Annotated in this window: 21 protein-coding genes and 1 tRNA gene; 19 read left to right on the top strand and 3 right to left on the bottom strand. The window is 70.2% G+C overall.

What is annotated here, in order from left to right:
* Window positions 1–120 precede the first annotated feature (120 nt).
* The 13 genes from trpC (at window position 121) to pyk (ending at window position 17,634) form a co-directional block, all read left to right on the top strand.
* Window positions 121–945: an indole-3-glycerol phosphate synthase TrpC gene (gene trpC / locus ACGFIV_RS19365; protein WP_358550275.1), complete on the top strand. Its 825-nt coding sequence runs from the start codon at window positions 121–123 to the stop codon at window positions 943–945.
* Window positions 942–2,183 carry a tryptophan synthase subunit beta gene (trpB, locus tag ACGFIV_RS19360; RefSeq protein ID WP_392836516.1) on the top strand — a complete coding sequence of 414 codons (1,242 nt, stop codon included), beginning with the start codon at window positions 942–944 and terminating at the stop codon, window positions 2,181–2,183. Before trpC ends, trpB begins: the two co-directional genes overlap by 4 nt.
* Before the next feature lie 31 nt (window positions 2,184–2,214).
* A complete protein-coding gene (gene trpA, locus ACGFIV_RS19355; RefSeq protein ID WP_358550277.1) occupies window positions 2,215–3,009 on the top strand; it encodes a tryptophan synthase subunit alpha in 795 nt (264 codons plus the stop codon).
* 346 nt (window positions 3,010–3,355) lie between these two features.
* On the top strand, window positions 3,356–3,934 hold the full coding sequence (locus ACGFIV_RS19350) for a MauE/DoxX family redox-associated membrane protein (protein ID WP_358550280.1): 579 nt from the start codon (window positions 3,356–3,358) through the stop codon (window positions 3,932–3,934).
* Entirely contained in the window at window positions 3,934–4,686 is a 753-nt protein-coding gene (locus tag ACGFIV_RS19345; RefSeq protein WP_358550282.1) for a thioredoxin domain-containing protein, read from the top strand. The genes ACGFIV_RS19350 and ACGFIV_RS19345 overlap by 1 nt, the downstream gene beginning before the upstream one ends.
* Window positions 4,687–4,712: 26 nt before the next feature.
* Window positions 4,713–5,855 carry a prolipoprotein diacylglyceryl transferase gene (gene lgt, locus ACGFIV_RS19340; protein WP_358550284.1) on the top strand — a complete coding sequence of 381 codons (1,143 nt, stop codon included), beginning with the start codon at window positions 4,713–4,715 and terminating at the stop codon, window positions 5,853–5,855.
* Window positions 5,852–6,106 carry a hypothetical protein gene (locus tag ACGFIV_RS19335; RefSeq protein ID WP_358550286.1) on the top strand — a complete coding sequence of 85 codons (255 nt, stop codon included), beginning with the start codon at window positions 5,852–5,854 and terminating at the stop codon, window positions 6,104–6,106. Before lgt ends, ACGFIV_RS19335 begins: the two co-directional genes overlap by 4 nt.
* Window positions 6,103–6,912, top strand: a complete 810-nt coding sequence (locus tag ACGFIV_RS19330) for a hypothetical protein (protein ID WP_358550288.1) — start codon at window positions 6,103–6,105, stop codon at window positions 6,910–6,912. Before ACGFIV_RS19335 ends, ACGFIV_RS19330 begins: the two co-directional genes overlap by 4 nt.
* 11 nt (window positions 6,913–6,923) lie before the next feature.
* The gene (locus ACGFIV_RS19325; protein WP_392836508.1) at window positions 6,924–7,574 is read left to right on the top strand and encodes a hypothetical protein; all 651 of its coding nucleotides are present in this window, start codon (window positions 6,924–6,926) and stop codon (window positions 7,572–7,574) included.
* A 287-nt stretch (window positions 7,575–7,861) separates the two neighbouring features.
* Entirely contained in the window at window positions 7,862–12,376 is a 4,515-nt protein-coding gene (gene gltB, locus ACGFIV_RS19320) for a glutamate synthase large subunit (RefSeq protein WP_392836505.1), read from the top strand.
* A gap of 13 nt (window positions 12,377–12,389) precedes the next feature.
* On the top strand, window positions 12,390–13,874 hold the full coding sequence (locus tag ACGFIV_RS19315; protein ID WP_392836502.1) for a glutamate synthase subunit beta: 1,485 nt from the start codon (window positions 12,390–12,392) through the stop codon (window positions 13,872–13,874).
* Between the two features lie 239 nt (window positions 13,875–14,113).
* Window positions 14,114–15,835, top strand: a complete 1,722-nt coding sequence (locus ACGFIV_RS19310; protein WP_358550296.1) for a S8 family serine peptidase — start codon at window positions 14,114–14,116, stop codon at window positions 15,833–15,835.
* A gap of 371 nt (window positions 15,836–16,206) precedes the next feature.
* Window positions 16,207–17,634, top strand: coding sequence for a pyruvate kinase (pyk, locus tag ACGFIV_RS19305; protein ID WP_358550298.1), 1,428 nt, complete (start codon window positions 16,207–16,209; stop codon window positions 17,632–17,634).
* A 1,527-nt stretch (window positions 17,635–19,161) separates the two neighbouring features.
* Here pyk and ACGFIV_RS19300 read toward each other — a convergent pair.
* Window positions 19,162–19,293 (bottom strand): hypothetical protein, encoded by a 132-nt coding sequence (locus ACGFIV_RS19300; RefSeq protein WP_358550300.1) that lies wholly within the window; start codon window positions 19,291–19,293, stop codon window positions 19,162–19,164.
* 98 nt (window positions 19,294–19,391) lie between these two features.
* Window positions 19,392–19,464: transfer RNA gene (locus ACGFIV_RS19295), tRNA-Leu, on the bottom strand.
* Between the two features lie 50 nt (window positions 19,465–19,514).
* On the opposite strand from ACGFIV_RS19295, the gene ACGFIV_RS19290 reads away from it, so the two are divergent.
* The 6 genes from ACGFIV_RS19290 (at window position 19,515) to ACGFIV_RS19265 (ending at window position 25,299) form a co-directional block, all read left to right on the top strand.
* Complete coding sequence (locus ACGFIV_RS19290; RefSeq protein WP_358550302.1) at window positions 19,515–20,105, top strand: response regulator; 591 nt, start codon at window positions 19,515–19,517, stop codon at window positions 20,103–20,105.
* A gap of 297 nt (window positions 20,106–20,402) precedes the next feature.
* Entirely contained in the window at window positions 20,403–21,593 is a 1,191-nt protein-coding gene (locus ACGFIV_RS19285) for a branched-chain amino acid ABC transporter substrate-binding protein (protein ID WP_358550304.1), read from the top strand.
* Between the two features lie 107 nt (window positions 21,594–21,700).
* A complete protein-coding gene (locus ACGFIV_RS19280; RefSeq protein WP_358550306.1) occupies window positions 21,701–22,669 on the top strand; it encodes a branched-chain amino acid ABC transporter permease in 969 nt (322 codons plus the stop codon).
* Window positions 22,666–23,814 carry a branched-chain amino acid ABC transporter permease gene (locus ACGFIV_RS19275; RefSeq protein WP_358550308.1) on the top strand — a complete coding sequence of 383 codons (1,149 nt, stop codon included), beginning with the start codon at window positions 22,666–22,668 and terminating at the stop codon, window positions 23,812–23,814. Before ACGFIV_RS19280 ends, ACGFIV_RS19275 begins: the two co-directional genes overlap by 4 nt.
* The gene (locus tag ACGFIV_RS19270; RefSeq protein ID WP_392836493.1) at window positions 23,811–24,593 is read left to right on the top strand and encodes an ABC transporter ATP-binding protein; all 783 of its coding nucleotides are present in this window, start codon (window positions 23,811–23,813) and stop codon (window positions 24,591–24,593) included. Before ACGFIV_RS19275 ends, ACGFIV_RS19270 begins: the two co-directional genes overlap by 4 nt.
* The gene (locus ACGFIV_RS19265; RefSeq protein ID WP_392836490.1) at window positions 24,583–25,299 is read left to right on the top strand and encodes an ABC transporter ATP-binding protein; all 717 of its coding nucleotides are present in this window, start codon (window positions 24,583–24,585) and stop codon (window positions 25,297–25,299) included. The genes ACGFIV_RS19270 and ACGFIV_RS19265 overlap by 11 nt, the downstream gene beginning before the upstream one ends.
* A gap of 88 nt (window positions 25,300–25,387) precedes the next feature.
* Here the strand turns inward: ACGFIV_RS19265 and ACGFIV_RS19260 are convergent, their stop codons facing one another.
* The gene (locus ACGFIV_RS19260; protein WP_392836487.1) at window positions 25,388–25,930 is read right to left on the bottom strand and encodes a DUF4352 domain-containing protein; all 543 of its coding nucleotides are present in this window, start codon (window positions 25,928–25,930) and stop codon (window positions 25,388–25,390) included.
* Window positions 25,931–25,971 lie beyond the last annotated feature (41 nt).

Raw genomic sequence — 25,971 nt, 5'->3', positions numbered from 1 at the left:
GGAGAGGATGCCGGCCCCCAGCCCGATCAGTTGATCGGGTGGCAGGGCGTCCTCTGACCCGCAAGCAACAGTCGACCGGAGGGACCCTGATCGGGTGAGCGAGCCAAGCGAGGAGATCAAGTGAGCGTGCTCGACGAGATCCTGGACGGCGTGCGCGCCGACCTCGCCGATCGGCAGCAGACCGTGTCGCTGGCGGAGCTCAAGGACCGCTCCCGGCGGGCACCGGCCGCCAGGGACGCGTACGCCGCTCTGGGCGGCGACAAGGTCTCCGTCATCGCCGAGGTGAAGCGATCCAGCCCGTCCAAGGGCGCGCTGGCGGCGATCGCCGACCCCGCCGCCCTCGCGGGCGACTACGAGGCGGGCGGCGCCCACGTCATCAGCGTGCTGACCGAGCGGCGCAGGTTCGGCGGCAGTCTCGAAGACCTGGCGGCGGTGCGCGCGGCCGTCGACATCCCCATCCTGCGCAAGGACTTCGTCGTCACCTCCTACCAGCTGTGGGAGGCGCGGGCCCATGGCGCCGACCTGGCGCTGCTCATCGTCGCGGCCCTCGATCAGAACGCCTTGGTGTCCCTGATCGAACGGGCCGAGTCGATCGGCCTGGCGCCGCTGGTGGAGGTGCATACTGAGGAGGAGCTCGACCGGGCGCTGGAGGCGGGTGCGAAGATCATCGGTATCAACGCGCGGAACCTCAAGACCCTTGAGGTCGACCGCGACGTCTTCGCCCGCATCGCGCCCAAGATTCCTGACGGCGTGCTGAAGATCGCCGAGTCCGGTGTGCGCGGCCCGCACGACCTGCTGGCCTACGCCCGGGCGGGCGCCGACGCCGTGCTGGTCGGCGAGAGCCTGGTCACCGGCAAGGACCCCAGGGCCGCCGTGGTGGACCTGGTCACCGCGGGGGCTCACCCCGCTTCGCGACTCGACAACGGACCCGAGAGGCAGCAGTGACGATCGCAGAAGGCCCTCTGATCACCACGGCCGACCTCGTGGGCAACGCGGCGGGCGACGACCCCGACGTCCACGGCCGTTTCGGTGTGTTCGGCGGACGTTTCGTGCCCGAGGCGCTGATCCCGGCCCTCGACGAGGTCGCCCGGGTCTACCAGGACGCGAAGAACGACCCCGAGTTCCTGCGCGAGTTCGACCACCTGCTGCGCACGTACGCCGGCCGGCCGACCATCATCACCGAGGTGCGGCGGTTCAGCGAGGTGGCGGGCGGGGCCCGCGTGCTGCTCAAGCGCGAGGACCTGACGCACACCGGCGCCCACAAGATCAACAATGTGCTGGGCCAGGCCCTGCTCACCAAGCGCCTCGGCAAGACGCGCGTCATCGCCGAGACCGGCGCGGGCCAGCACGGCGTCGCGACCGCGACCGCCTGCGCGCTCATGGGCCTCGAATGCGTCATCTACATGGGCGAGGTCGACTGCGAGCGCCAGGCGCTCAACGTCGCCCGCATGAAGCTCCTCGGCGCGACCGTCGTCCCGGTCGGCAACGGCAGCCGCACCCTCAAGGACGCCATCAACGAGGCGTTCCGCGACTGGGTGACCAACGTCGACACCACGCACTACCTGTTCGGCACGGTGGCGGGGCCGGCCCCGTTCCCCGAGATCGTCCGTGACTTCGCGCGCGTCATCGGCGTCGAGGCCCGGCGCCAGGTCCTGGAGCTCACCGGCCGGCTGCCCGACGCCGTAGCGGCGGCCGTCGGCGGCGGCTCCAACGCCATCGGCGTCTTCCACGCCTTCATCGGCGACGAGGGCGTCGCGCTCCACGGCTACGAGGCCGCCGGGCACGGCGTCGAGAGCGGCGAGCACGCCCTCACCCTCACCGAGGGCTCGATCGGCGTCCTGCACGGCTCCCGCACCTACGTCCTGCAAGACGACGAGGGCCAGACCATCGAGTCCCACTCGATCTCCGCGGGCCTCGACTACCCCGGGGTCGGCCCCGAGCACGCCTGGCTGAAGGACTCCGGCCGCGCGAGCTACCACGGCGTCACCGACGACGAGGCGATGGAGGCGTTCTCCCTGCTCGCCCGCACCGAGGGCATCATCCCGGCCATCGAGTCCTCGCACGCGCTCGCCGGCACGATCAAGCTCGGCCGGGAGCTCGGCCCCGAGGCGACCATCCTGGTCAACCTCTCGGGCCGGGGCGACAAGGACATGGGCACCGCCATGAAGTACTTCAACCTGTAGGCCCCAGAAACTGTAAGCGGGACTCCCTGACATGACGACTCTTCAGACGGTGTTCGAGAAGGCACGGGCCGACAAGCGGGCCGCCCTGGTCGGATACCTTCCGGCCGGCTTCCCCACCAAGGACGGCGCCATCGCCGCCGCGACGGCCATGGTGGAGGCGGGCTGTGACGTCATCGAGATCGGCCTGCCGTACTCCGATCCGCTGATGGACGGTCCCACCATCCAGGATGCCGTGCACCGGGCGCTGACCAACGGCACCCGCATCGCCGACGTCATGCACACCGTCGAGGCGGTGGCCAAGGCCGGCGCCGCCGTGCTGGTCATGACCTACTGGAACCCGATCGACCGCTACGGCGCCGAGCGCTTCGCCCGCGACCTCGCCAACGCCGGGGGCACGGGCACCATCACCCCCGACCTCACGCCCGAGGAGGCCGGGCCCTGGTGCTCCTTCAGCGCCGCGGCGGGCATCGACACGGTGTTCCTGGTCGCTCCCAGCTCCCCTGACGAGCGCATCCAGGCCGTGGCCGACTGCTGCACCGGTTTCGTCTACGCCGCCTCCCTCATGGGGGTCACCGGCGCGCGCGCGAGCGTCAGCGCGGCGGCCGAGGGCCTGGTGAAGCGCAGCCGCGCCCACACCGACCTGCCGGTCTGCGTGGGGCTCGGCGTCGGCACCGGCGCCCAGGCCGCGGAGGTCGCGGGCTACGCCGACGGCGTCATCGTGGGGTCGGCGTTCATCCGCCGCCTGCTCGACGCCCCCGACGAGGCCTCCGGCCTCGCGGCGGTCCGCGAGCTCACCGCCGAGATGGCGGCCGGCGTACGCGCCTGAAGTCTCCGGCGGCCCGCTGTGCCGGTCCGCGTAGGCGGTCTGAGGCTCCGGCGGGCCGTGGCGCCGGCCGGAGTACGTACCTGAGGCTCCTCCGGCCGCCGCCCGCGGGCGGCGGCCGGGGTACGTGCCCGAGTCTCCGGCCGCCTCTTCCTCCCCACGTCCCGGCCCCGCGAATCCTGAAGTCAGGGCCGTTTACCAGGCGCTTATCGCGGTCATGATGGGCTAGTCAACCGGTACCCTTCGGCCGAACGCCTGTATCGGGCTGGACGCTCGACGTCCCGGTGCCAGACGAGTCCACGCGTGGTTCGTTTCGCGGACCGGCCTGTTCCTGGACAAGGAGACGAGAATGCTGGTGACTTCCAAGGAGCCCGCGCCAATGGGGTCGCTTTACGTGCGCCCGGCGGTACCCTGGGTGACGACCGTCGCCCGGCTGGTGGTCGCGGGCGTGCTGATCGCGGCCGGGTGGCTGAAGATCGGCACCCCCGCTCTCTCCGTCCAGGCCGTGAAGGCCTACGAGCTACTGCCGGTGCCGGTCGCCACCGCGGTGGGCTACGGCCTGCCGATCGTTGAGATCGTCGTTGGGGTGTTGCTTGTTGTCGGGCTGCTCACGCGTGCGGCGGGTGTCGTCTCCGCGCTGCTCATGCTGGTCTTCGTGGTCGGCATCGCTTCGGCGTGGGCGCGTGGCCTGCGCATCGATTGCGGATGCTTCGGCGGCGGCGGCAAGCTGGCGGAGGGGAAGAGCCCGGGCTACCTGTGGGAGATCCTCCGGGACGGCGGGTTGTTCCTGCTGGGAGCCTGGATCGTCCGATTCGCGCCCGGCCGCCTCTCGCTCGACTCCGCGCTGGGGCTGGCCCCCGCGAGCGAGCCGCACGCCGACGTCGACGATATCGAGGGCGACGAGCCCCGCATGAAGGAGAGTCTCTGATGGGAAAGGCCGCGCGGGATCTCTCCGCGCGCGAGCGCATCAAGTCGCAGCGCGAGCAGGAGCGCAAGCAGCAGCAGCGCAGGCGCCTCGCCACCGTGGTGACCGTGGTGATCGTGGCGATCGCCGTCATCGGCGGTGCCTGGTGGTATGTCCAGTCGGGCAAGTCCGAGACGCTCAGCGGGCAGCTCGCGCCGATCACCCTGCAGTCCGACGGCTCCAGGGTCATGGCGAAGCCGGGCGTCGACAAGCCCGTGCTCGACATCTACGAGGACTTCCAGTGTCCCGCCTGCCAGGCCTTCGAGCAGTCGAGCTCCGCGACCGTGAAGAACATGGCGGCGGCGGGCCAGGTGAAGGTCGTCTACCACGCGGTGAACATCTTCACCAACGAGCCCACGCACGGGAACACCGTCCGCGCGTCCTCGGCCGCCCGGTGCGTGCCCGACGGCAAGCAGTGGATGGCCTTCCACGACAGGCTGTTCAAGGAGCAGCCCCCCGAGACCAAGCCCGGCTTCGCGATCGACGACCTGGTCAAGTGGGGCAAGGAGTCCGGGGTCACCGACCCGAACTTCGAGTCCTGCGTGAGGAGCCAGAAGGAGGCCGCGGCCCAGGCCGACTACAACAAGAAGCTCGGGGAAACCGGCGCCTTCGCCAAGGGCACGCCCACGCTGCGGCTCAACGGCAAGGAGGTCGACAACAGCATCTCCTTCAGCCCGTCGTCGCTCCGCAAGGCCATCCTTGATGCCGCGAAGTAGGCCCGGAAACGGTAACGTCACCTGACATGCCCCTGGCCTCCTTTCCCAGCCCGTCAGAAGGGGTCTGGTACCTCGGACCGATCCCTCTGCGGGCCTACGCTTTCTGCATCGTGCTCGGCGTCATCGTCGCCGTCTGGATGGGCGAGCGCCGATGGCGCGCCCGTGGCGGCGAGCCCGGCACGATCACCGACCTGGCCGTCTGGGCCGTACCCTTCGGCCTGGTCGGCGGGCGGCTCTACCACGTCGTCACCGACTGGCAGCTGTATTTCGGGGCCGACGCCCCCAACCGGCCGATCGACGCGCTCTACATCTGGCACGGCGGCCTCGGCATCTGGGGCGCGGTCGCGCTCGGTGGCGTCGGGGTGTGGATCGCCTGCCGCAGGCGCGGCATCTCGCTGTCGGCGGTGGCCGACACGGTGGCGCCCGGCATCGCGGTGGCGCAGGCCATCGGGCGCTGGGGCAACTACTTCAACCAGGAGCTGTTCGGCGGCCCCACCACGCTGCCGTGGGCCGTGGAGATCGATCCGGGCCGTCCCGGCACGATCCCCGGCGTGACGACCTACCATCCCGCGTTCCTCTACGAGTTCCTGTGGGATCTGGCCGTCGCCGGCGTGCTCATCTGGGCCGGCAAGCGGTACGGGCTGCGCCACGCCAGGCTGTTCGCGCTCTACGTCGCGGGTTACACCCTGGGCCGCTTCTGGATCGAGGGCATGCGGGTCGATCCCGCGCACCACATCCTCGGCCTGCGGCTGAACCAGTGGACCGCCGTGGTCATCTTCATCGGCGCGCTGGTCTACTTCTGGGTCACCAGGAACAAGACCACAGAGGAGGTCGTGGTGCCGGGGTCCGCCTCCGGCGACGGCTTCGATCCCGCGCATCCCGCCGACCAGGCCGACGAGCACGAGCTCGCCGGGGCGTCGTCCCCGGAGACCACCGTCGCACTGACGGCCGAGGCCGGCTCGTCCGCCGATCCGGCCCATCCGGCGAGCCAGGCCGACGCCGCCGAGGCCCAGGCCCCGGCCACGCGCGAGCCCGAGGCCCCGGTCACGGTCGCTGACAAGAGCGCGGAGACCCCGCCTGCGGGCGACGCCGGTCGTAAGGCCGGGGGCGAGAAGTCGCACGAGGCCCCCGCGCCTGCCGTGCCGGACTCGGAGGCGAATTCACGATGATCCAGGGCGGCTCCTCGGGGGGGCACGCCGAGATCCACCACAAGCACCGAGACGTGACCGGCGGATGGCTCCGTCCGGCCGTGTCCGGTGCCATGGACGGTCTGGTGCCGAACTTCGCCCTCATCGCCCGTGACGCGGGAGGCGGCGCGGGCACCAGGGTCGTCGCCCTCTCGTCGTCTCTGTTCCTCACCATGGGCGCGGGCGCCCTGACGTCCGCTCTCGGCACGCTCCTTGGCGCCGGCGGCCTGTGAGCGCGCGCAGCAAGAGACGCCGGTCCTCCTTCGAGGTCGAGGCCCTGTCCGAGCGGGGTCTGAGCGAGAAGCATCAGCGGATCCTGTTCGCCGTGGGCACGGTTCTGGTCGTGCTCGTGGGCGGCTTCGGTCTCACCGCCATCGTCAGCACCCTCGGCGTCTCGCAGCCGCCCCCCGACCAGAGCACGGAGGCGGACACGATCGGCCTTCCCCACCCCGACGAGTACCAGGCCTGGGTGTCGCCCAAGCTGTTCAGCCCGATCGCCGACCGCAGGGCCGACGGGGCTCCGCTGCGGGCCGAGGAGGTCTTCGGCGTCAAGACGCTGACGAGCGGCAAGCTGACCCTCAAGCTGGTCGGCCGCCGCCTCGACGGCGCCTGCGCGCCCGTCACCTGGGGCGGGGGAGTGCTCGCCAAGCTCGCCGGCACCGGCTGCACCCAGGCGGTCCGGGGGCTCTACCTCAGCGCGGACCGCCGCTACGTCGCCCAGTACACCCTGTTCAACATGGCGAGCTCCACGGCCGCCGACGGTTTCGTGCGGGAGATGTCCACTCTTTACCGGGGAGGCGGGTGGGTCCGCCCGCTGGAGTCCAGGGCGGCCTCGTTCGTGCCCGACGGCTACACCGAGGCCAGCGGTCACGCGATGGGGCACTACGCCGGGTTCGTGTGGGTCGGCCGGGCGGACGGCCGGGAGCCGGCGCCCAAGGAGGACTTCGTGTCGCTGATCCTGGGCGTCAGGGGCGCCGAGAAGGCGATCTACCGACGCGTCGTCGCCGTCACCGGGCCCTCGGCACCCCCCGCGAAGTAGGCTCAATGGCCATGCCCAGCCGCACCTTGATCGCCGTGGCCGCCGCCGGCGTGCTCGCCGTGGCCGGGGCGGTCCTTTTCGTCGTCACGAGCCCCGAGACGGGCCCGATCCCCGCGCGGTTCCGCGGCGAGCGCACGTCAGCCCTGTACGCCCCCATCGCCACCCGGGCGCGCGATCCCCGCACGCCGAGCGAGCAGGAGGTGTTCGGGCAGGCCGCCGGGCTCACCTCGTCGGGCGTGACCATGGAGCGCCGGCAGGTCACGGTCTCCTCCGACTGCGCCGGGGCGGTGTGGGGGAGCGGCCCGGCCGCCGCTCTCACCGGGTGCGCCCAGGTCCTGCGCGCGAGCTTCGCCAGCGCGGACGGCGGGGTCTCGGGCCAGTACGCCGTCTTCGACCTGGCCGACGGCGCCTCGGCCGACAGGCTCGTGGCGGCGCTCGATCCCAAGGACGGCGACGGGTTCCTGCGGCTCGCGCCCGGCCAGCCGCAGTCGTTCGACGCCGGCCACAGCCGGGCGGAGGTACGGGCGCTCGGCCATTTCGTCGTCGTGAACTGGGTCGGCCCCGTCGGCGACGAGGGCCGGGCCGATCTCACCTACCCCCAGCTCGCCCTGGAGACCCTCGGCGGGTTCGTCCAGCGGCGCGTCCTGGACGCCGGCGACTGACCGATCCTTGACCGGATCCTGACCCCTTTCTGGGCACCTCCGGTGTTCCTGACCTGGAATAACACCTTTCCATGTGACGTTGGAGTCACTGCGGCCTGGGACGTACGACAGCGGGCACGGAAGTGTTTTCTCACAGATGGTGAATGTTCGCGATACCAACCTGGCGGGCACCATTCCGACAGGGTGAGGTAGTCTCTACACACCTAACAGCAGCAGGGCCAACGTCGTCCCTCTTGCCTGCACTCGCCAATCAAGACGAAGCAGACGAAGACGACGGGAGGGATTCAATGCCTGCTGCCCACCTCGGTTCCCCCGAGCCCCAGGGCCTGTATCACCCCTCGCAGGAACACGATGCGTGCGGTGTCGCGATGGTGGCGGATGTCGCCGGACGCCGCAGCCATGACATCGTCGCGAAGGCCCTGACGGCGTTGTGCAATCTGGATCACCGAGGGGCCAAGGGTAGCGAACCGGACACCGGCGATGGCGCCGGCATCCTGACGCAGATCCCCGACACGTTCCTCCGCGAGTCCGTGGACTTCCCGCTTCCCCCGGCCGGCTCCTACGCCGCGGGAATCGCGTTCCTCCCTCTCGACGAGCAGGCCCGCCAGATCGGCGTCGGCATGATCGAGGAGATCGCCGCCGAGGAGGGCCTGACCGTCCTCGGCTGGCGCCAGGTGCCCATCGACACCGCCCACGCCGGGCCGAGCGCCCGCGCCGTGATGCCGGCCTTCGTGCAGCTCTTCGTCTCCTCGCCGAACGGCGAGACCGGGCTGGAGCTCGACCGCCTGGCGTTCTGCCTGCGCAAGCGGGCCGAGCACGAGGTGGACGTCTACTTCCCGTCGCTGTCCTCGCGGACGATCGTCTACAAGGGCATGCTGACGACCCCGCAGCTGGAGCCGTTCTTCGCCGACCTGTCCGACGAGAGGTTCGCGAGCGCGATCGCGCTGGTGCACTCGCGCTTCTCCACCAACACCTTCCCGTCGTGGCCGCTGGCGCACCCGTACCGGTACGTCGCCCACAACGGCGAGATCAACACCGTCAAGGGTAACCGCAACTGGATGCGGGCCCGCGAGGCGATGCTGGCGACCGACCTGATCCCCGGCGACCTCGCGAGGCTGTTCCCGATCTGCGACCCGGACGGCTCGGACACGGCGTCCTTCGACGAGTGCCTGGAGCTCCTCCACCTCGGTGGCCGCAGCCTGCCGCACGCCGTGCTCATGATGATCCCCGAGGCGTGGGAGAACCACACCGAGATGGATCCCGCCCGGCGGGCCTTCTACGAGTACCACTCCACCTCGATGGAGGCCTGGGACGGGCCCGCGTCGATCACCTTCAGCGACGGCACGCTCGTGGGCGCGGTCCTCGACCGCAACGGCCTGCGCCCGGGCCGCTTCTGGGTGACCGAGGACGGCCTGGTCGTCCTGGCGTCCGAGGCCGGCGTGCTGGACATCGAGCCGTCCAAGGTCATCCGCAAGGGCCGCCTGCAGCCCGGCAAGATGTTCCTCGTCGACACCGAGCGCGGCAAGATCATCGAGGACGACGAGGTCAAGGCCGAGCTGGCCGCCGCGCACCCGTACGGGGAGTGGCTGCACGCCGGGCTCGTGCGCTTCGAGGAGCTGCCCGAGCGGCAGCGCCCGATCGTCACCCGCGAGGCCCTGGTGAAGCGCCAGCAGACCTTCGGCTACACCGAGGAGGAGCTGCGCGTCATCCTGGCCCCGATGGCCAGGGCGGGCGCCGAGCCGATCGGCTCTATGGGCACCGACTCGCCCGTCGCCGTGCTGAGCGAGAAGCCCCGGCTGCTGTTCGACTACTTCAGCCAGCTGTTCGCCCAGGTCACCAACCCGCCGCTGGACGCGATCCGCGAAGAGCTGGTCACCTCGCTGCAGACGACCATCGGCCCAGAAGGCAACCTGCTCGCGCCGGACCCGGCGTCCTGCCGCAGGCTCGTCCTGCCGTACCCGGTGATCGACAACGACGAGCTCGCCAAGATGATCCACATCAACGACGAGGGCGCGCTGCCCGGCTTCCAGCCGCACGTCGTCTCCGGCCTGTTCGAGGTCGCGGGCGGCGGCGAGGGCCTGCTGCACCGCCTGGAGGAGATCTGCGGGGAGGTGTCGCGGGCGATCGCGGGCGGCGCCCGCATCATCGTGCTCTCCGACCGGGGCTCTGACAGCCGTCTGGCCCCGATCCCGTCGCTGATGCTGACCGGCGCGGTGCACCACCACCTGATCCACGAGAGGTCGCGCACGCGCGTCGGCCTCGTGGTCGAGACCGGCGAGGCCCGCGAGTGCCACCACATGGCGCTGCTGATCGGGTACGGCGCCTCCGCCGTGAACCCCTACCTCGCGATCGAGACCATCGAGGACCTGATCGCGACCGGGACGCTTTCCCTCGACCCGCGTGCCGCCGTACGCAACCTGATCAAGGCGTACGGCAAGGGCGTCCTGAAGATCATGTCCAAGATGGGCGTGTCCACGGTGGCCTCGTACACCGGCGCGCAGATCTTCGAGGCGCTCGGCCTCGGCCAGGACGTCATCGACGCCTGCTTCGCGGGCACCACCTCCCGGCTGGGCGGCGTCGGCTTCGACGTGCTGGCCAAGGAGGCCGGGCTCCGGCACCTGCGGGCCTACCCGCGCGCCGAGAACGCCCACCGCAGGCTGGAGGTCGGCGGCGAGTACCAGTGGCGCCGCGAGGGCGAGCCGCACCTGTTCAACCCCGAGACGGTCTTCAAGCTCCAGCACGCCACCCGCACGCGCCGGTACGAGATCTTCAAGGAGTACACCGGCCTGGTCGACTCGCAGGCGGAGAAGCTGATGACGCTGCGCGGCCTGTTCAGGCTGCGCGACGGAGTGCGCCCGCCGGTCCCGATCGAGGAGGTCGAGCCGGTCGAGAGCATCGTGAAGCGCTTCTCCACCGGAGCGATGTCCTACGGGTCCATCTCGCAGGAGGCGCACGAGACCATCGCGATCGCCATGAACCGGCTGGGCGCCAAGTCCAACACCGGCGAGGGCGGCGAGGACCCCGAGCGCCTGCACGACCCGGTGCGCCGCTCCGCGATCAAGCAGGTGGCCTCCGGCCGGTTCGGCGTGACCAGTGAGTACCTGGTCAACGCCGCCGACCTGCAGATCAAGATGGCCCAGGGCGCCAAGCCCGGCGAGGGCGGCCAGCTGCCCGGCCACAAGGTGTACCCGTGGATCGCCAAGACCCGGCACTCCACTCCCGGCGTCGGCCTCATCTCGCCGCCGCCGCACCACGACATCTACTCGATCGAGGACCTGGCCCAGCTGATCCACGACCTGAAGAACTCCAACCCCGAGGCGCGCGTCCACGTGAAGCTCGTCGCGGAGGTCGGCGTCGGGACCGTGGCCGCCGGGGTCAGCAAGGCGCACGCCGACGTGGTGCTCATCTCGGGCCACGACGGCGGCACCGGGGCCTCGCCGCTGACCTCGATCAAGCACGCCGGCACCCCGTGGGAGCTCGGTCTGGCCGAGACCCAGCAGACGCTCCTGCTCAACGGGCTGCGCGACCGCATCGTCGTGCAGGCGGACGGCCAGCTCAAGACCGGCCGCGACGTGGTGGTGGCGGCGCTGCTGGGCGCAGAGGAGTTCGGCTTCGCGACCGCGCCGCTGGTGGTCTCGGGCTGCGTGATGATGCGCGTCTGCCACCTCGACACCTGTCCCGTCGGCGTCGCGACGCAGAACCCCGAGCTCCGCAAGCGGTTCAACGGCAAGCCGGAGTTCGTGGTCAACTTCTTCGAGTTCGTCGCCGAGGAGGTCCGCGAGTACCTCGCGGCGCTCGGGTTCCGGTCGATCGAGGAGGCCGTCGGCCACGCCGAGTTCCTGGACACCACGGCCGCCGAGGACCACTGGAAGGCGGCGGGTCTAGACCTGTCCCCGATCCTGCACGTGCCCTCGCTGCCCGAGGGCACGCCGCTGCACCGCACGGTCGCCCAGGACCACGGCCTCGACAGGGCACTGGACAACACCCTCATCCAGCTCGCCGAGGGCGCGCTGAAGTACGGCGACCGGGTGACGCTTGAGCTGCCCATCCGCAACGTCAACCGCACGGTCGGCACCATGCTCGGCAACCAGGTGACCAAGCGGTACGGCGGTGAGGGCCTGCCGGACAACACGATCGACGTGAGCTTCACCGGCTCCGCGGGCAACTCCTTCGGCGCGTTCGTGCCGAACGGCGTCACCCTGCGGCTCACCGGCGACGCCAACGACTACCTCGCCAAGGGGCTGTCGGGAGGCCGGGTCACGGTACGGCCGCACCCCGACGCGCCGTTCAGCGCGGAGACCCAGGTGATCGCCGGCAACGTCGGCCTGTACGGCGCGACCTCCGGCGAGGTTTTCATCCGGGGAGTCGTGGGCGAGCGGTTCTGCGTCCGCAACTCCGGCGCCACCGCCGTCGTCGAGGGCGTGGGCGACCACGGCTGCGAGTACATGACGGGCGGCAGGGCGGTCGTGCTCGGCCCGACGGGACGCAACTTCGCGGCGGGCATGTCGGGCGGCATCGCCTACGTGCTCGACCTGAACCCCGCACGGGTCAACCGCGAGATGGTCGAGGTCGAGGAGTTGTCCGAGGTGGACTCGGAGTTCCTCAGGGACATCGTCGAGCGCCATCTCGCCGAGACCGGCTCCACGGTCGCCAAGACGCTGCTGGACGACTGGGACGGCACGCTCACCCGCTTCGGCAAGGTCATGCCGATCGACTACAAGCGGGTGCTCAAGGCGGCGGAGGCCGCGCGGGCCGAAGGCAGGGACATCGACGAGGCGGTCATGGCCGCCGTACACGGATAAGGGAGGTTCACCGATGGCCGACCCCAAGGGTTTCCTCACACACGCCCGTGAGCTGCCGGCGCGCCGCCCGGTCGACGTCCGCATCCGCGACTGGCGGGAAGTCTACGAGGACTTCCCGAAGCCCGCGCTCACCAACCAGGCCGCGCGCTGCATGGACTGCGGCATCCCGTTCTGCCACAACGGCTGCCCGCTCGGGAACCTCATCCCCGAGTGGAACGACCTGGTGTACCGGGACGACTGGCGCGAGGCGACCGAGCGGCTGCACGCGACGAACAACTTCCCGGAGTTCACCGGCCGCCTGTGCCCGGCTCCGTGCGAGGCGGCGTGCGTGCTCGGCATCAACGCCGACCCCGTGGCGATCAAGCGGGTCGAGGTGGAGATCATCGACCGCGCCTTCGCCGAGGGCTGGGTGACCCCCCAGCCGTCGGCCACCAGGACGGGCAAGAGGGTCGCCGTCGTCGGGTCGGGCCCCGCGGGCCTCGCCGCCGCGCAGCAGCTCACCCGCGCCGGGCACGACGTGGTGGTGTTCGAGCGGGCCGACCGCGTCGGCGGCCTGCTCCGGTACGGCATCCCCGAGTTCAAGATGGAGAAGCGGCACGTCGACCGGCGCCTCGCGCAGATGCGCGCGGAGGGCACCGAGTTCCGCACCGGCGTCAACGTCGGCGTGGACGTCACGGTCGAGCGGCTCCGCGAGGAGTTCGACGCGATCGTGCTCTCCGGAGGCGCCACCGCGTGGCGCGACCTGCCTGTGGCGGGCCGCGAGCACAAGGGCATCTACCAGGCCATGGAGTACCTCCCGCTCTCCAACAAGGTGCAGGAGGGCGACCTCGCCGCCTCCCCGGTCTCGGCCGAGGGCAAGCACGTCGTGGTGATCGGCGGCGGTGACACCGGCGCCGACTGCATCGGCACGGCCGTACGCCAGGGCGCGCTGTCGGTCACCCAGCTGGAGATCATGCCGAAGCCTCCGGGCCTGCGGCCGGACTCCCAGCCGTGGCCGACGTACCCGATGCTGTTCAAGATGGAGAGCGCCCACGAGGAGCTGGAGGACGGGGGCGGCGCCCGGGTTTACGCCGCCTCCACGACCGAGTTCGTCGCGGACGAGCAGGGACGGGTGAAGGCTCTGCGCCTGGTCGACGTGGAGGGGCCGGCGGCGGGCTTCCGGCCCATCCCCGGCACCGAGCGGGAGATCCCGGCCCAGCTCGTCACGCTGGCGATGGGCTTCCTCGGCCCGGAGAAGGGCGCGCTGCTCACCGACCTCGCGGCTCTCGCCGACGACCCTGGCGCGTTCTTCGACGCCCGGGGCAACGTGGCGAGGGACAAGTCGTATATGTCGGGTGTGGAGGGGGTGTTCGTGGCCGGTGACATGGGCCGCGGCCAGTCGCTCATCGTATGGGCGATCGCGGAGGGCCGCTCGGCCGCCGCGGCCGCCGACCGCTTCCTGACCGGCCAGACGGCCCTGCCCGTGGCGATCCCGCCGACGGCGCGCCCGCTGGTCTGACGCGACACAGGACGGCGTCCCGCGCCTCGGGGCGCCGTCTCTTTTATAGCGGTTCGGCCATTTATGGCATCATTTTCCGCTATATAGGGATATTACGGATCGATTGCCGGGGATTTCATCGACAACTTGCTTTGGTCCTCGATCCCCTGAAAGATGCTGCCTCGTCGGTGAGAGGCATGAGGAGAGGGTCAATGGTGCGGGGGTACAGACGCCTGACAGGCGCTGTCGTTTCGGTCGCGGTGGCGGGAACGCTGGCGGCGGGCTCTCTTGTGACGGGTGCCGGCGCGGTCGCCGCGCCCGCGTCGTCCGAGGCGGGCCAGTACCTCGTCTTCTACGCTCAGGGCAGGCAGGCCGGCGCGCTCGGCGCGATCAGGGCCGGCGGCGGCACGGTCGAGGCGGTCGACGCCAAGCTCGGGTACGTCATCGCGCAGGGCCCCGCCAAGGGCTTCGCCGAGCGGCTCGGCGCCAGCACGTCCGTGGTCGGGGTGACCGGCAACCGCAGGATCGGCGCGGCCACCGCCCTTAGCTCCGGAGACCGGGCCTCGGTGCCCACCGCCCCGATGTCGGTGGCGGAGTCCTCCATGCCCGCCACCTGGACCTCGTCCGCGCAGGCGCTCGCGCCCGCCGCCGGGACATCGGGGACATCCGGCGCGTCGGCGGCGGGGGCCTCGTCAGGCACGGCCTCGCCGCACGGCGATCCGCTGTCCGGCCGCCAGTGGGACATGAAGATGATCGGCGCCACGCCCACCGGCTCGTACGCCAAAGAGCGCGGCAGCAAGAAGGTGCTGGTCGGCATCATCGACACCGGGGTCGACGGCAAGCACCCCGACATCGCCCCCAACTTCAACCGTGCGCTCAGCCGCAACTTCGTGGTCGACCGCCCCAAGGACGCAAGGGGCAAGACGCTCGACGGGCCCTGCGAGTACAAGGGCTGCAAGGACCCGGTCGACGTGGACGACGACGGCCACGGCACGCACGTCGCCAGCACGATCGGCTCGCCGCTCAACGGCATCGGGGTCGCGGGCGTCGCGCCCGACGTGTCGCTGGTCAACATCCGCGCCGGGGCCGACTCGGGCTTCTTCTTCCTCAAGCCGGTGCTCGACGCCCTCACCTACGCGGGCGACGTGGGCATCGACGTGGTCAACATGAGCTTCTACGTCGACCCGTGGACCTTCAACTGCGCACACAACCCGGCCGACTCCCGCGCCGAGCAGTTGCAGCAGCAGGGCATCATCACCGGCGTCCAGCGTGCGCTCGACTACGCCCGCAAGCACGGCGTCACGCTCATCAGCGCGCTCGGCAACGAGTCGACCGACCTCGGCGCCCCCACGATCGACAAGAGCAGCCCCGGCTACCCGGCCGGCACCGAGCGTGAGCGGACGATCGACAACTCCTGCCTGAACGTGCCCGCCGAGTCGCGCGGCGTCATCTCGGTCTCCGCCGTCGGGCCCAGCAAGAAGAAGGCCTGGTACTCCGACTACGGCATCGAGACCGACCTGTCGGCCCCCGGCGGCGACCCGGCGGACGCCGGCACCTCCCTGAAGGGGACGGCCAGGGAGATCCTCGCCGCCGCTCCGACCGGCGCGCTGCGCAAGCAGAAGCTGATCGACGGCTCGGGCAAGCCCACCAGCTCCTCGGTGATCCGCGAATGCCATAGCGGCAAGTGCGCGTACTACCAGTACCTTTCTGGCACCTCGATGGCCTCGCCGCACGCCGCGGGCGTCGCCGCCATCCTGATCAGCCGCTTCGGCAAGCCGGGCAAGGGCGGCCTCACCCTCAGCCCCGCGCGGGTCGAGGAGCTGCTGTACGCGACGGCCACCCCGACCGAGTGCCCCTCGTCCGGCTCGACCACCTACTCCGTCAGCGAGGAGACGCACGTCTGCTCCGGTTCGAAGTCGAAGAACGGCTTCTACGGCCACGGCCTCGTCGACGCCTACCGCGCCGCCACCACCAAGGGCTGACCCCGGCCCGCCGCCGCTCCCAGCCCCCGAGGTCATGCCGGCTTCGGGGGCTCACTCTTTTTCACGCCTCGTTCTCCGCTCCCACGGCCGGCCAGGCGAACGCGCCTTGACGAACGCGTGGTTAACGGCAAGGGCCGGTTCGGCGACGCGGCCGCCCGGCCGGCCGGCGACAACTATCCTGGAGGCCACACGCATACGAATACGGACCTGGAGCGCCCGGTCGCATTCGTCGTGGCTCGCGTCTCAGGCATCGTTCTACCTGCGGCGACGTGCCCGGGGTCGCCCGATGGCAGGTTCACGTCACCTGGATTTCTCCAGGCGCTGTGAACTTCGTCATCATCAAGTGGTCTGTACCAATTAGGGTAGGACTTGTGAGTCGTCGAGCGAAGATTGTCTGCACACTGGGGCCCGCCACCTCCTCTCCGGAGCGGCTGCGTGAGCTGATCGCCGCCGGTATGAACGTGGCGCGGTTCAACCTCAGCCACGGGAGCCACGAGCTCCACAAGGAGATCCACAGCCGGGTGAGGGAGGCCGCGGCCGAGCTGGGCATGGCGGTCGGCGTCCTCGCCGACCTGCAGGGACCCAAGATCCGAGTGGGCCGTTTCGCCGAGGGGCCCGTGCGCCTCGGCTTCGGCGACGTCTTCACGATCACCACCGAGGACGTACCCGGCGACCGCGACCTGGTCTCCACGACCTACGAGGGCCTGCCCGGCGACGTGCGCCCCGGTGACACGATCCTCGTCGACGACGGCCGCCTGGTGCTGGAGGCCACGGCGGTCGACGGTCCCCGCGTCGTCACCAAGGTGGTCGTCGGCGGCATGATCTCCGACAACAAGGGTCTCAACCTGCCGGGCGTCGCCGTCTCGGCCCCCGCCCTCACCGAGAAGGACGAGGAGGACCTGCGCTGGGCCCTCCGCACGGGCTTCGACATGATCGCCCTGTCCTTCGTGCGCAGCCCCGACGACGCCCTCACCGTCCGCGCCATCATGGACGAGGAGGGCGTCCACCTCCCGCTCCTCGCCAAGATCGAGAAGCCGCAGGCCGTGGAGCACCTCGAAGCCATCGTCGACGCCTTCGACGGCATCATGGTCGCCCGAGGCGACCTCGGCGTGGAGCTCCCGCTGGAGCAGGTGCCGATCGTGCAGCGGCGCGCGATCGCCCTCGCCAGGGAGAAGGCCCACCCGGTCATCGTGGCCACCCAGATGCTCGACTCGATGATGAGCGCCCAGCGGCCCACCCGCGCCGAGGTCTCCGACGTCGCCTACGCCGTGATGGACGGCGCCGACGCCGTCATGCTCTCCGGCGAGACCTCGGTCGGCAGCTACCCCATCGAGTCGGTCGCGACCATGGCCCGCATCGCCTCCGCCGCCGAGGAGGAGGCGCTCCAGTCGACGCACACCTTCGACCGGCTCCCCGAGACCACCGGTGGCGCGATCGCGCGTGCGGCGGCCGAGGTCGGGGCGATCGTCGGCGCCAAGGCCCTGTGCGCCTTCACGATGTCGGGGGAGACCGCCCGCCGGCTCGCCCGTTACCGCTCGCCGATCCCGCTGCTGGCCTTCACCTCCGCCCCCGAGGTGCGCGGCCAGCTGGCCCTCACCTGGGGCGTGGAGACCTTCGAGGTGCCGTTCGTTCACCACACCGACGACATGGTGCGCCAGGTGGAGTCCGCCCTGCTGTCGGGCGGCCACTACGAGAAGGGCGACAAGGTCGTCATCGTGGCCGGCTCGCCTCCCGGCAACCACGGCTCCACCAACGCCCTGCGCGTCCACACCATCGGCTCGCTGGTCTCCGGCGGCTGACCCTCCCTCCGCGTCCCTGACGGCCGCCGCCGGGTTCTCCGGCGCCGGCCGCCCACGCGTTCGGTACAGGTCCGGGCGGGAGATCACCAAGAGCCGCATGTGAGGCGGTTCGCCGGTAGTTCCACCGGGTTTGATCGGCCCCATGACGGTGGCCGGGAAACGTGAGAATGCGACCGGCCGGCCCGTGGCCGGCGGCCCGAGGACGCGCCCGCTTCCGCCCTGGGTCACCCACCCCGCGTTCCCGCTGGCGCTCGTGGCCGTGCTGTACGGGCTGGCGCAGCTCGTCTTCGTCGGTCCCACCCTGCGCTGGGGGTGGGACGAGCTGGTCTATCTCAGCCAGGTGAGCCCACGCCTGCCGGACGCCCTCTTCACCGCCCCCCGCGCCCGGGGGATCACGTGGCTGGCCGCTCCCGCGGCGTACGTGTCGGACTCGCCGCAGGTCGTACGGGTCTGGATGACGCTGCTGTCCTGCGGCGGACTGTTCGTGGCGTATCTGCCGTGGCTGCGCGTGCTCGCCCATCGTGGCCGCTCGGCCACGGTGGCCCTGGCGGCGCTGCTGCTCGGCGGGCTGTGGGTCGCGCAGTACTACGGCGGCGCCGTCATGCCGAACCTGTACGTCGCCTACGCCTCGGTGGCGGCGGTCGCCTTCTTCCTGCTCGCCGCCCGCGTCCCGGCCCCCCGGAACGTGGGGGACCACGCCCGGAGCTCGGTGCCGGACGCCGCCGGGGACCACGTGCGGGACCCCGCCCGGCTCCGGCGGTGGGCCCGCGACCCGTCGGCCGGGCTCGCGCTGAGCCTGGCCGCCGTCGCGGCGCTGCGACCCGGCGACGCCGTGTGGCTCGCGCTCCCGCTGGCCCTCGCGTGGCTCGCCGTGCGGGAATGGCGGCGCGGACCCGTTCTCCTCGCCCTGGCCGGGGGACTCGGGCTGGGGCTCGCGCCGTGGGTCGCCGAGGCCTTCATCCGGTACGGGGGGCTGGCGCACCGAATCGAGGAGGCGAGCAGGATCCAGGGACGACTGAGGCCCACCTGGGGTTTCGTCCACGAGTTCGCCGCGCTCAACGGGCCGCTGCTGTGCCGCCCGTGCACGATCCCGGTGAGGTACCCCTACCTGGCGCTCTGGTGGCTCGCGCTGCCCTTCGCCGTCGCGGGAGGCCTGCTGGTGGCGCGCCGGCTCGGCGTGGCGCGGCCGTACGGCCTGGCCTGCGCGGCCGGGGCCGGGCTGGCGGCGCAGTACCTGTTCCTGGTGGGGTACGGCGCGCCGCGCTTCCTGTTGCCCGCCTACGCGGTGCTGGCCCTGCCGGTGGCCCTGCTCCTGGTGCGGGCCGCCCGCCGCGGGCGCGTGCCCGCCGTGCTCGTCCTGGTCGCGGTGGCGGGTCAGCTCCTCACCCAGCAGGTGGTCCTCGGACGGCGCGTGGAGCGCTCGCACGCCTACAGGGCGGCGGAGCGGGCCGTCGCCGACGCGCTGAGGCAGGCGGGGCTGAGCGGCCCGTGCGTCGTCGGCGGCCCGGGGAGCACCCTGCCCATCGCCTACGAGGCGGGATGCGCCCTGCGCGCCTTCCGCAGGACGCCGCTGACCTGGCCGGACGGGCGGATGGCCGCGTACCTCACCCACGTGCCCGAGCCGCGGGTCGCGGGATGGGCCGCGCGGCGCCTGGTCACCGGTGACGGCCGCGTGTGGTTCCTGTGGCTGCCCGCCCTGCGGGAGGCCACAGACGCGAAAACCGCGCGGCCTCAGCCACGCGGTTTCGCCGGAACAGTGCCCCGAGTGGGATTCGAACCCACACTGTATGGATTTTGAGGCCATCGACTCTGCCGTTGGTCTATCGGGGCGCCGAGGTGCTCGTGCCCCTAATCTAGCGGACATCGGTACTCTCTTGGTCGTGAGTACGCAGCGGCGAGTGGTGATCGCGGAAGACGAGGCACTGATCCGTCTCGACCTTAAGGAGATGCTCGAAGAGGAGGGCTACGCCGTCGTCGGCGAGGCCGGGGACGGCGAGACGGCGATCAAGCTCGCCTTGGAGCAGCGGCCCGATCTGGTGATCCTCGACGTCAAGATGCCGATCCTCGACGGCATCTCGGCCGCCGAGCGCATCGTGTCCGAGCGGGTGGCGCCGTGCCTGATCCTGACCGCGTTCTCCCAGCGCGACCTCGTGGAGCGGGCGAGGGACGCGGGGGCCATGGCCTACCTGGTCAAGCCGTTCACCAAGTCCGACCTGGTGCCGGCGATCGAGATGGCCGTGAGCCGCCACGAGGAGATCGCCGCCCTGGAGCGCGAGGTCACCAGCCTCGGCGAGCGCCTTGAGACCCGCAAGCTCGTCGAGCGGGCCAAGGGCCTGCTGATGGCCGAGCACGGGTGGACCGAGCCCCAGGCGTTCCGCTGGATCCAGAAGGCGTCGATGGACCGCCGCATGAGCATGCGCCAGGTCGCCCAGGCCGTCGTTCAGGAGGCGCAGAGCCCCGAGGAGTCATGACAAGAGATTGCCGGGACTCCGCCGCGCTTCTCCGTCAGAGCCGGGATGTTACTCCATGGAGTCGGCTCCGGGGTCACGTGAGTTGACTCGCGAAACGCTCCGCCGTCGATGTGACCTTTACTTTTCCGGCCGATCGCCGAAGAGGACCGGTGTGATAACGAAGCGGTAACGTGTTCTGAGTCTGTACCGACCTGTGACTTGAGCTGGGTGTAATGCCGTCAACGAACCCTGGCCAGATCGCCAGGGAGGTTCTGTGGACCCGATCCCGACACGGGATCAGGTGAAAGGAAGGCAACCTTGCGGCCCAAGATTGCTCGCCTCGGGGGCGTGCTCGCCGTCGGTGTGGCACTTACCGTTGGTCTCGCTGCTTGTGGCAGTGACTCAGGGTCGTCGTCGGAGGGCGGCGGCGACGCCGCGCCGACCACGCTGAAGATCGGCTTCATGGGTGACCTGTCGGGTGAGAACTCCGGCATCGTCATCCCGCCGAGCAACGGCGCCCAGCTTGCCGTCGACGAGTACAACGCCACCAATCCCAAGGTCAAGCTTGAGATGGTCAAGTACGACAGCAAGGCGGACCCGACCACGGCCGTCAGCCTCGCGCAGCAGGCGATCAAGACGGACAAGGTCGTCGCCATGGTCGGCCCCGCCTTCTCCGGCGAGTCCAAGCAGGTCGGCCCGCTGCTCGAAGAGGCGAAGATCCCCAGCATCTCCGCCTCGGCCACCGCCGTCGCCCTGGCCGAGAACGGCTGGAAGTACTGGCACCGCGTCGTCCCGAACGACGGTGTCCAGGGCCCGGCCATCGCCGACTTCATCGTGGGCGCCGCGGCGGCCAAGAACGTCTTCGTCGTCGACGACAAGTCCGAGTACGGCAAGGGCCTTGGCGACGCGGTCCGGGGCCAGCTCAAGACCAAGGGCGCCACGGTCACCGACGACGCACTCGACCCGAACGCCGCCGACTACTCCTCGACGGTGAACAAGGTCGCTTCGGCCAAGCCGGACGCGCTGTTCTTCGGCGGTTACTACGCCGCCGCGGGCAAGCTGCTCAAGCAGCTCAGGGACAAGGGCGTCACGGCCAAGTTCTTCTCCGCCGACGGCTCCCTGGACAAGGGCATCATCGAGAGCGCCGGCGCTCCGCAGGCCGAGGGCGCGCTCATCGGCTGCCCCTGCCGCATCCCGACCGCCGCCGAGACCGACGAGAAGGTCAAGAAGTTCGCCACGGACTACAAGGCGAAGTTCGGCGCCGACCCGCTGATCTACGCCACCGAGGGCTACGACGCCATGACCACCTTCACCAAGGCCCTCGCGACCGGTGCGACGACGGCCGAGGCGATCAACGAGGCGGTCGGCAAGTCGGACTTCGACGGCATCACCAAGCACATCAGTTTCGACCCGACCGGTGAGCCCGCCGCGAAGTCGATCTACATGTACGAGGTCAAGGATGGCCAGATCGGCCTGCTCGGCGACACGACGACGGCCAAGCTCGGCTGACGGACGGTAGTCACAGTAGTGAGGGGGCGGGAACGCCACGGCGTCCCGCCCCTGCCCGTTGTCTGCCCGTTGTCGCCTGCAGGCTTCCCTGAAAGCGAATCCATCCAGTGTTCGATAACCTCATCGGATCTTTCTGGCCGTACACGATCGACGGCCTCATCCTGGGCGCGATCTACGGCCTCGTCGCCCTCGGCTACACGATGGTCTACGGCGTGTTGCGCCTCATCAACTTCGCGCACTCCGAAGTCTTCATGATCGGCACCATGGCGTCGGCGTTCGTGGTGATGACCCTCGGCATCACCCAGCCGCTGACCGGGCTGGCCCTCGTCGGCGGCCTGCTCCTGATGGTGCTCGCCGGAGGCTTCGCCTCCGCGGGCTCGGCCATGCTGCTCGAACGTATCGCCTACCGCCCGCTGCGCAAGCGCGGCGCCTCCCGCCTGGCCGCGCTCATCTCGGCCATCGGCGCGTCGCTCTTCCTCCAGGAACTCTTCGCCCTGGTGATCATCCCTCACGTCTTCAACCGTCCGCAACAGGGCCGCAACCAGATGGGTGTGGCCCGCATCATGCAGAAGGACACGCTCTTCACGGTCGGCGGCGCGCAGGTCCGCGTCGACCAGGTCCTGATCTTCGTGGCGGCCATCGGCATGATGGTCCTGCTTGACCTGCTGGTGAACCGCACCAAGATCGGCCGAGGCATCCGTGCGACCTCGCAGGACCCGGAGACCGCGGTCCTCATGGGCGTGGACATCGACAAGATCGTGCGGATGACGTTCCTCATCGGTGGCCTCATGGCGGGCATCGCGGGCGCGCTGTTCGTGCTCCAGTTCGAGGTCACGAAGTTCTCCATCGGCTTCCTACTCGGCATCAAGGCCTTCACGGCCGCGGTGCTCGGGGGCATCGGCAACCTACGTGGAGCGCTGGTCGGCGGCCTGTTCCTCGGTCTGATCGAGAACTACGGTGCCGCCGTCTTCGGCTCGGGATGGAAGGATGTCATCGCGTTCACGGTTCTCGTCCTGGTCCTGATGTTCCGGCCCACCGGCATCCTCGGTGAATCACTCCAGCAGGCACGCGCATGAGCACGAACTCCACGACCACCAAGCGCAGGAACGCCTTCTCGGCCTTCCTCGACGGCATCCGCGACCGGTGGGCGGGCGCCCCCGTCTGGCAGCGCTGGATCGTCTACGTCGCGTTGTTCGTGATCGCGCTGCTGCTGCCCTCGGAGTCCTTCGGCCACTTCATGTCGCCCTACAGCGACTGGGCCAGCGTCCTGTTCTTCCCCATCGGGACGTACGTGGTCCTCGCGATCGGCCTCAACGTGGTCGTCGGCCAGGCCGGTCTGCTCGACCTCGGGTACGTCGCCTTCTTCGCCATCGGCGGCTACTCGATGGCGCTGCTCGGCACCAAGCTCGGCCTGAACTTCTGGGAGATCCTGGTCGTCGGCGTCCTGCTGTCGGCGCTGTCGGGAGTGGTCCTCGGCGGGCCGACGCTGCGCCTTCGCGGTGACTACCTCGCGATCGTCACGCTCGGCTTCGGAGAGATCGTCCGCCAGACGGCCGAGAACACCGACGCCATCGGCGGACCCCGCGGCATCGCGGGCATCCCGCACCCGCCGAGCTTCGACGGCGTCGAGCTCTTCGGGGTGCAGATCTTCCACTACGGCGTGCTCGATCCGAGACCGTACTACTACCTGCTGGTCGTGGTGGCCACCGCGATCATCATCTTCGTGAAGCGGTGGGAGAAGAGCCGCGTCGGCCGCGCGTGGGCGGCCATCCGCGAGGACGAGGACGCCGCCGAGGTCATGGGCGTGCCGACCTTCAAGTTCAAGCTCCTGGCCTTCGCGATCGGCGCCTCGATCGGCGGGGCCATGGGAGTCGTCTGGGCCGGCAAGACGATCTCGATCAACCCCAACGACTTCCTGTTCATGCTGTCGGCCACCATCCTCGCGGCGGTCGTGCTCGGCGGTTCAGGCAACATCCCGGGCGTCATCCTGGGCGCGTTCCTCGTCGCCTGGCTGCCCGAGAGGTTCCGCGGCCTGTCGGAGTACCGCACGATGGTGTTCGGCGCCGCGCTGGTCGCCCTGATGATCTTCCGGCCCGAGGGCCTGCTGCCGTCGCGCCGCCGAAAAGCGGAGCTGGCGGAGGGCACAGGCGGCATGGGCAGCATGGGCGCCGAGGTTCCGGGTCCGGAGTCCCAGCCCGCAGCCGAGGGAGCATCCAAATGAGCGATCCGCGTCCGCTTCTGCAGCTGCAGAAGGTCAAGATGCAGTTCGGCGGCGTCGTCGCCCTGCGCGAGGTCGAGCTGACGATCAACGAGGGCGAGATCTTCGCCCTCATCGGGCCGAACGGCGCGGGCAAGACGACGGTGTTCAACGTCGTCACCGGCGTCTACCGCCCGACGTCGGGCCAGGTGGTGTTCGACGGCGACCGCATCGACGGCATGAAGCGGTTCAAGGTCACCAAGCGGGGCGTCGCCCGCACGTTCCAGAACATCCGCCTGTTCCACAACATGTCGGCGCTGGAGAACGTCATGGTGGGGGCCGACGCCCACCACCGCGCGGGCATGTTCAGCGCGGCGCTCGGCCTGCCGTGGCACCGCCACGAGGAGCGTGACGGCAAGGCGCTGGCCCGTGAGCTCCTTGAGTTCGTGGGCATCGGCCACCGCGCCGAGGAGACGGCCAAGAACCTCCCCTACGGCGACCAGCGGCGGCTGGAGATCGCGCGTGCGCTCGCGACCAAGCCCAAGCTCCTCCTGCTGGACGAGCCGGCGGCGGGCATGAACCCATCGGAGAAGGAGTCCCTCCAGGGCCTGATCCGCAGGATCCGCGACGCCGGGCGCACGGTCCTGCTGATCGAGCACGACATGGCCCTGGTCATGGGCATCAGCGATCGCATCGCGGTGCTGGACTTCGGTCAGAAGATCGCCGATGGTCTCCCCGCAGAGGTGCAGAACGACCCGAGGGTCATCGAGGCGTACTTGGGGGCTCCCGCAGATGCTTCTTGAGATCAAGGACATGCGTGTCCACTACGGCAAGATCGAGGCGATCAAGGGCGTCTCGCTGGAGGTCGACCAGGGGGAGATCGTCACCCTCATCGGCGCCAACGGGGCGGGCAAGACCACCACGCTGAAGACCATCTCTGGCCTCCGGCCGCTGACGTCGGGCACCGTCACCTTCGACGGGGCCGACATCAGCAAGCTGCCCGGCCACAAGCGGGTGATCGCCGGCATCGGGCAGTCTCCGGAGGGCCGTGGCGTCTTCCCCGGTATGACCGTCACCGAGAACCTGCTGATGGGCGCGTACACCCGCACGGGTGACCTCTCCAAGGACCTCGACGAGGTCTTCGAGCTGTTCCCGAGGCTGGCCGAGCGCAAGAACCAGGCCGGCGGCACGATGTCGGGCGGCGAGCAGCAGATGGTGGCCATCGGCCGCGCGCTGATGAGCAAGCCGAAGGTGCTGCTGCTCGACGAGCCATCGATGGGCCTCGCCCCCATGCTGGTCGCCCAGATCTTCGCGATCATCAAGGAGATCAACAACCGGGGCACCACCGTGCTGCTGGTGGAGCAGAACGCCCAGCAGGCCCTCCAGCTCGCCCACCGGGCGTACGTGCTGGAGACCGGCAAGGTGGTCAAGTCGGCTCCGGCGGCCGACCTGCTCAACGACCCCCAGGTGCGCGAGGCGTACCTCGGAGGCGAGCTCGGCGCTCACTGAGCGCCGCATGGTGTGATCCGCGATCCGGCCGGGGCTCGACGGCCCCGGCCGGGCCGGCGCACCCTGCTCGTACGGAGGCTCCCGCCGGTCAGCGCAGCGGTACGTCGACGCCCTGGGAGGGACCGATGGCCCCGAGGGGCGGATCGGCGAAGAACCGGATCTTGGTGATCTTCACGTCCTTGGGGACGTCGTACCACAGGTCGAACTCCATGCGCACGAAGCTGCCGACGGGGAGCTTGCCGGGCTGGCGCTTGGTGGTCTGGGCGGCGTCGTCCACGGAGAACGTGCGCCCGTCGGAGGCCACCAGTAGCTGCTGCTTGGCGTCGAACATCTGGTTGGTGCGATCGGTGCTCTCGATGAGGACGCGCACCCGGACGTACTGGCCCTTGGCGTTCCACTCGGCGTGGCTGCCGAAGATGCTCGGCATGCCGTCGTGAAATCCAATGACACGGAACCGCATCTGGCCGTCGACCACCGGCTTGGCCGTGATCACGGTCTCGCCGGGGCGCGCGGTCTCGGCGGGGATCACGTACGTGGGGGAGGGGCTCGTCGTGGGCTCGGCGGGTCCGCTGGAACAGCCGGAAAGCGAAATGGCGGCAAAAGTCAAGCAGCCCAGACCGACCACAGGCACTCGCACCATGGCACCCTAACGCGCCGCTCGGCTCGGAGTGC

It is taken from the genome of Sphaerisporangium sp. NPDC049003, from assembly GCF_043197795.1.
GTDB lineage: Bacteria > Actinomycetota > Actinomycetes > Streptosporangiales > Streptosporangiaceae > Sphaerisporangium.
Note: the sequence above shows the minus strand (reverse complement) of the source record. Positions and strands in the feature narration are given on the sequence as shown.

Bases quoted from the DNA above. Each gene is read 5' to 3' on its own strand.
- ACGFIV_RS19350 (WP_358550280.1), top strand. From the start codon at position 3,356: ATGCTGGTGACTTCCAAGGAGCCCGCGCCAATGGGGTCGCTTTACGTG.
- ACGFIV_RS19315 (WP_392836502.1), top strand. From the start codon at position 12,390: ATGGCCGACCCCAAGGGTTTCCTCACACACGCCCGTGAGCTGCCGGCG.
- ACGFIV_RS19275 (WP_358550308.1), top strand. From the start codon at position 22,666: ATGAGCACGAACTCCACGACCACCAAGCGCAGGAACGCCTTCTCGGCC.
- ACGFIV_RS19325 (WP_392836508.1), top strand. From the start codon at position 6,924: ATGCCCAGCCGCACCTTGATCGCCGTGGCCGCCGCCGGCGTGCTCGCC.
- ACGFIV_RS19270 (WP_392836493.1), top strand. From the start codon at position 23,811: ATGAGCGATCCGCGTCCGCTTCTGCAGCTGCAGAAGGTCAAGATGCAG.
- lgt (WP_358550284.1), top strand. From the start codon at position 4,713: ATGCCCCTGGCCTCCTTTCCCAGCCCGTCAGAAGGGGTCTGGTACCTC.
- trpA (WP_358550277.1), top strand. From the start codon at position 2,215: ATGACGACTCTTCAGACGGTGTTCGAGAAGGCACGGGCCGACAAGCGG.
- ACGFIV_RS19265 (WP_392836490.1), top strand. From the start codon at position 24,583: ATGCTTCTTGAGATCAAGGACATGCGTGTCCACTACGGCAAGATCGAG.
- ACGFIV_RS19345 (WP_358550282.1), top strand. From the start codon at position 3,934: ATGGGAAAGGCCGCGCGGGATCTCTCCGCGCGCGAGCGCATCAAGTCG.
- ACGFIV_RS19335 (WP_358550286.1), top strand. From the start codon at position 5,852: ATGATCCAGGGCGGCTCCTCGGGGGGGCACGCCGAGATCCACCACAAG.
- gltB (WP_392836505.1), top strand. From the start codon at position 7,862: ATGCCTGCTGCCCACCTCGGTTCCCCCGAGCCCCAGGGCCTGTATCAC.